Origin of the sequence: Gilliamella sp. Choc5-1 (assembly GCF_001690595.1) — a bacterium.
Taxonomy (GTDB): Bacteria; Pseudomonadota; Gammaproteobacteria; order Enterobacterales; family Orbaceae; genus Gilliamella; species Gilliamella apicola_M.
In genome coordinates this window covers 1-5,377 of record NZ_LZHH01000058.1, presented here as the reverse complement: position 1 = coordinate 5,377, position 5,377 = coordinate 1, and the positions used below count along the sequence as shown (strand labels likewise).

Genomic DNA, 5,377 nt, shown 5'->3' with positions numbered 1-5,377 from the left:
GGGTTTAATATTATTTTCAGCTTGTGGCCAGTGTTCATAGGTGATTTCGCCATAGGCGCTGTATTCGCATTCATAGACAGTGTCGCCAAGGCTGTCTGTAAGGCGATGAGGAGTGCCTAAGTAGTTATTTTGATACCAGTAGGTTTTTAACTTTTCTGACTGTCCTGCTTTTCCAAGGATTTGGGCAAGGGGTCGATGGCTATCGGGTTCATAAATATAACTTCGCCAGAATTTATCGTTATCGGCACATTCTGCAATTAATTTATGGTCTTGCCACAAATTTGTCTGGAACAAATTTGAACAACGCTTTAGCGTTGGCCTTGCAAGGGTGAGTCTCATGGATGAGACGAATACAAAAATTCGGTGGTTTTACCATCCACGGTTTTGCTAGTACGCCGATTAAAGGCATCATAAGTATAGGTGATAATGAGCCCTGTCGGCTTAATCACTTTGATTAACCGGTGCCGGCAGTCGTACTCATAGTGGGTAACTAGACTGTGATTTTTTCCACGTTTTTCGGCAATCAGGTTACCAAAGCGGTCATACTCAAAGTGTTTGTCACTAAAAAAGGTCAGGCGGTTGCCTGTAATGCCATAATACTGTATTTTTAAGTTTGCATAAAAAAGCAGAAAAGTAGATAACTCTTTTCTGCTTATCATCCTAGCGAACATCCTAACCATTCTTCTTATAGTAGCGATATAAGCTGATGGATAAAATGATTAAAGATCGATAAATGGGAATGTTTCCCTGAACAATTTTTCGATTTCTGGGTGTTTTTTTAAGGCTTCTAATGCTTGTTCTTCATTAAAAGATACATCGTCTTGAGACAATTTTTCTCCTCTTTTTACCGCTATGCCACAAACAGCTCTATCTTGCGCTTTTGTGCACTCCCAAGAAGGAAACAAACCGATCAATCTTCGTAATTCTGTTACTTCTCCTTTAAAATCAATCAAATCAAAAATATAATCGGGTAAATCACTTACTTCATTTTCGCCAATGACTTTTTCGGCCCAACGATTGACCTCATCCATATTGATAACACCACATAGTAAACAATAATATACAAAACCAATAGTCTGATCATTGCCTTTTACTAATCCTAACATATTTATTTCCCCTTAGATAATGCTTCGCCACCTATATGGCCTGTTTCTAAATGTTCTCTTGATGGAACCAGTTGCATTCTATTTTCCGTGTTTTTCGACAATAAGGTTACCAAAGCGGTTATAGTCAAAGTGTTTGTCACTAAAAAAGGTCAGGCGGTTGCCTGTAATGCCACAATACTGTATTTTTAAGTTTGCATAAAAAAGCAGAAAAGTAGATAACTCTTTTCTGCTTATCATCCTAGCGAACATCCTAACCATTCTTCTTGTAGTAGCGATATAAGCTGATGGATAAAATGATTAAAGATCGATAAATGGGAATGTTTCCCTGAACAATTTTTCGATTTCTGGGTGTTTTTTTAAGGCTTCTAATGCTTGTTCTTCATTAAAAGATACATCGTCTTTGCGTAACTTTCGACCTCTCCTTACTCTTATACCATAAACAGCCATTCTTTGCGCTTTCGTGCATCTCCAGCAAGGATAAAATCCGATCAAGCGTTCTAACTCAGTAATTATTCCTTTAAAATCAATCAAATCAAAAATATAATCGGGTAAATCACTTACTTCATTTTCGCCAATGACCTTTTCTGCCCAACGATTGACCTCATCCATATTGATAACACCACATAGTAAACAATAATATACAAAACCAATAGTCCGATCATTTCTTACTAATCCTAACATATTTATTTCCCCTTAGATAATGCTTCGCCACCTATATGGCCTGTTTCTAAATGTTTTTTTGATGGAACCAGTTGCATTCTATTTTCCGCGCTTTTCGACAATCAGATTACCAAAGCGGTCATACTCAAAGTGTTTGTCACTAAAAAAGGTCAGGCGGTTGCCTGTAATGCCACAATACCGTATTTTTAAGGTCACATAAAAAAAGCAGAAAAGTAAATAAATCTTTTCTGCTCGTCATGCTAGCGAAAATTCTACTCATTCTTATGGTAGAAATATAAGCTGACGAATTAAACAATTAAAAATCGATAAAAGGGAATGTCTCTCTGAACAATTTTTCGACTTCTGGGTGTTTTTTTAAAGCTTCTAATGCTTGTTCTTCATTAAATGAGACATCGTCTTGAGATAATTTTTCCCCTCTTTTGACCGCTATGCCATAAACCGCCCTATCTTGCGCTTTTGTGCATCTCCAGTTAGGGAAAAATCCGATCAAGCGCTCTAACTCTCTTACTTCTCCTTTAAAATCAATCACATCAAAAATATAATCGGGTAAATCGCTTACTTCATTTTCACCAATGACTTTTTCTGCCCAACGATTGACCTCATCCATATTGATAATACCAGATAATAAACAAGAATATACAAAACCAATAGTCTGATCATTGCCTTTTACTAACCCTAACATATTTATTTCCCCTTAGATAATGCTTCGCCACCTATGTGACCTGTCTTTAAATGCGCTCTATCTGGAACCAGTTGCATTCTAGCGCGATGTTGATGATGATGCCAAATATAATCAGGTATTTTAGATTTACCGGCATTAATTGCTTTTAACTGCTCTGGTGTAAATATCCCAGGATTTACTTCTCCCCGTTGGATAGCTCTTCGTAAATCTTCAGTTGCCATTTTCATTTGGCCTCGATAACTTTTATTGTAAAATTCAGCACTTGGTAACACGGTATCATATCGTGCAATATCATCAAAAATACCTAATCCCCTATTGTCAAACACAATTCTGGATTTAGGATGTCGCTGACCTCTTAATTTAACATTTTTATTATTTGGCAATGGAACGGTGTTAGAAACCACATTACCGGGGCCGTATAGTTCTTCTAACTGCTTGCGCACAAGGTGGGGATCATAAGGCGCATGGCTCCCTAAACCAGCAAGTAACCCAAGCGGGTCAATCCAGATAATCGGATTAAAACAATATTGATAGCTATTTAATCCACCATAAAGTTTAGCCGGATCTTGGGTAATAAATCGACCCAGATTAGGAGCGTAATAGCGATTAAGATTATAATGTAAACTGGTTTCTTCATCATAATATTGTCCCTGAAATCTGAGTGGATTGATGGGTTTAATATTATTTTCAGCTTGTGGCCAATGTTCATGGATGATTTCGCCATAGGCGCTGTATTCGCATTCATAAACAGTTTCGCCAAGGCTGTCTGTAAGACGATGAGGCGTACCTAAGTAGTTATTTTGATACCAATAGGTTTTTAACTTTTCTGACTGTCCTGCTTTTCCAAGGATTTGGGCTAGTGGTCGATGGCTATCGGGTTCATAAATATAACTTCGCCAAAATTTATCGTTATCGGCACATTCTGCAATTAATTTATGGTCTTGCCACAAATTTGTCTGGAACAAATTTGAACAACGCTTTAGCGTTGGCCTTGCAAGGGTGAGTCTCATGGATGAGACGAATAAAAAAATTCGGTGGTTTTGCCGTCTACCGTTTTACTGGTACGTCGATTAAAGGCATCATAGGTGTAGGTGATAATGAGCCCTGTCGGCTTAATCACTTTGATTAACTGGTGCCGGCAGTCGTACTCATAGTGGGTGACTAGGCTGTGGTCTTTTCCGCGCTTTTCGACAATCAGATTACCAAAGCGGTTATAGTCAAAGTGTTTGTCAATCAAAAAGGTTAGGCGGTTGCCTGTAATGCCACAATACTGTATTTTTAAGTTTGCATAAAAAAAGCAGAAAAGTAGATAACTCTTTTCTGCTTATCATTAAAACCGAGCAGGGCAAGTTAGTGGTGGAAATTGCAATTTAAATATTATAGTTGATAAAAATTACTTAGTTTTGCTAAATATATTGCAGAACTGCAAAAAATTCATAACTAATCACCAACTTTCTTTAGCATTTAAAATTGTCTCTTTAAAAAATACACCAAAATCATCAGCTATTTTGTGCAATTTATCATTTTCCTTAGATGATCCCGGTTCCCAATAAACAATAGGCGCATTATTAGGATCACGGCAGTCAATAGCATAATAGTCACCATCTCCGCCAAAATAGACAATCACCAAGTAATCAGGAAGTCCTGATTCCTTTCTCTGTTGTAAAGTAAACCAAACTGCATCAGGTATACCAGAATTAATAAAATCATCATTAATTATTCCATAAAATTCTTGTCCATATATTCCACCACATCCTAAATTTTCTAAAAAATACTGATAGCTTTCAGGAAATTTTATTCCTAAAGTTTTTTCAGCCAATCGGATTATTGTTAAATCTTTATGCCCACAAAAATCAGATGAAGTAGGATCTTGATTAATAATTTTTATTGTTTCTTTGACATCTAATAAACTCATAATTTATACCTGTTTTTTAAAATCATTGCTCTATTTATCCAATAATTAGAGCGCCATTTGTTAAATTGTCTCCGATTTATTCCAGAAGGAATCGTATTTGGATTAATATGAATCACGCCTTTATTTTGTTGATGGAATGATTGTGTAACTTCTGCTATAGGACCATCTTGTCGCTGAATCATATGATGCAAGTTAATCGGCTGCCTGTTTTTATCTAATGGAGCATAACCCAACTCCATTCTCTGAATATTAGTTCTACCTTTTGCATCAACAGCATTCGGATCAAACAAATCATTGCGTTGGTAAACTTTATTACCATTAAATTCTATAGGATCTTTTGTCCAATACTGTCGCTCTTGCCCAAAATATTTTGCTGAATCAGCTTGAGGTGCTCCATTCGTTCCTTTTCCTGCTATCCCCTCAAAACCACTATCTTCAATTTTAAGTAATCCTAACGGATCAACCCAATTTATCGGATCACTACCGGCATATTGGTAACTATTTAGTCCGCCTAGTATACCGAGCGGATCTTGGGTGATATATCTGCCTGTAAATGGGTCGTAATAGCGATTAATATTATAATGTAAACCTGTCTCCTCATCAAAATATTGTCCTTGAAATCTGAGTGGATTGATGGGTTTAATATTATTTTCAGCTTGTGGCCAGTGTTCATGGGTGATTTCGCCATAGGCGCTGTATTCGCATTCATAGACAGTGTCGCCAAGGCTGTCTGTAAGGCGATGAGGAGTACCTAAGTAGTTATTTTGATACCAGTAGGTTTTTAACTTTTCTGACTGTCCTGCTTTTCCAAGGATTTGGGCAAGGGGTCGATGGCTATCGGGTTCATAAATATAACTTCGCCAGAACTTATCGTTATCGGCACATTCTGCAATTAATTTATGGTCTTGCCACAAATTTGTCTGGAACAAATTTGAACAACGCTTTAGCGTTGGCCTTGCAAGGGTGAGTCTCATGGATGAGACGAATAAAAAA

11 protein-coding genes are annotated in these 5,377 nt (G+C 37.1%); all 11 read right to left on the bottom strand.

What is annotated here, in order from left to right; translation table 11 throughout:
• Positions 1–339 (bottom strand): RHS domain-containing protein (locus A9G35_RS05780; RefSeq protein ID WP_176701394.1); only part of this gene is annotated, 339 nt, incomplete at its 3' end.
• Complete coding sequence (locus tag A9G35_RS05775; protein WP_065636054.1) at positions 336–659, bottom strand: RHS repeat domain-containing protein; 324 nt, start codon at positions 657–659, stop codon at positions 336–338. The genes A9G35_RS05775 and A9G35_RS05780, both read right to left, overlap by 4 nt.
• 60 nt (positions 660–719) lie before the next feature.
• On the bottom strand, positions 720–1,106 hold the full coding sequence (locus A9G35_RS05770; RefSeq protein WP_065636053.1) for a hypothetical protein: 387 nt from the start codon (positions 1,104–1,106) through the stop codon (positions 720–722).
• Between the two features lie 2 nt (positions 1,107–1,108).
• The gene (locus tag A9G35_RS13445) at positions 1,109–1,207 is read right to left on the bottom strand and encodes an HNH endonuclease (protein WP_176701393.1); all 99 of its coding nucleotides are present in this window, start codon (positions 1,205–1,207) and stop codon (positions 1,109–1,111) included.
• A 196-nt stretch (positions 1,208–1,403) separates the two neighbouring features.
• Entirely contained in the window at positions 1,404–1,787 is a 384-nt protein-coding gene (locus A9G35_RS05765) for a hypothetical protein (protein ID WP_065636052.1), read from the bottom strand.
• Positions 1,788–1,789: 2 nt separating this feature from the next.
• Positions 1,790–1,864, bottom strand: coding sequence for a hypothetical protein (locus A9G35_RS14105; protein ID WP_442903172.1), 75 nt, complete (start codon positions 1,862–1,864; stop codon positions 1,790–1,792).
• 218 nt (positions 1,865–2,082) lie between these two features.
• A complete protein-coding gene (locus tag A9G35_RS05760; protein ID WP_065636051.1) occupies positions 2,083–2,469 on the bottom strand; it encodes a hypothetical protein in 387 nt (128 codons plus the stop codon).
• Positions 2,470–2,471: 2 nt separating this feature from the next.
• Positions 2,472–3,479: an RHS repeat-associated core domain-containing protein gene (locus A9G35_RS13975; RefSeq protein ID WP_081300123.1), complete on the bottom strand. Its 1,008-nt coding sequence runs from the start codon at positions 3,477–3,479 to the stop codon at positions 2,472–2,474.
• A complete protein-coding gene (locus tag A9G35_RS12855; protein ID WP_176701392.1) occupies positions 3,476–3,706 on the bottom strand; it encodes an RHS repeat domain-containing protein in 231 nt (76 codons plus the stop codon). The genes A9G35_RS13975 and A9G35_RS12855 overlap by 4 nt, the downstream gene beginning before the upstream one ends.
• Before the next feature lie 207 nt (positions 3,707–3,913).
• Positions 3,914–4,384 (bottom strand): SMI1/KNR4 family protein, encoded by a 471-nt coding sequence (locus A9G35_RS05750; RefSeq protein WP_065636049.1) that lies wholly within the window; start codon positions 4,382–4,384, stop codon positions 3,914–3,916.
• Positions 4,381–5,377, bottom strand: a 997-nt coding sequence (locus A9G35_RS13670) for an RHS repeat-associated core domain-containing protein (protein WP_218057213.1), incomplete at its 5' end; no start/stop codon positions are given. The genes A9G35_RS13670 and A9G35_RS05750, both read right to left, overlap by 4 nt.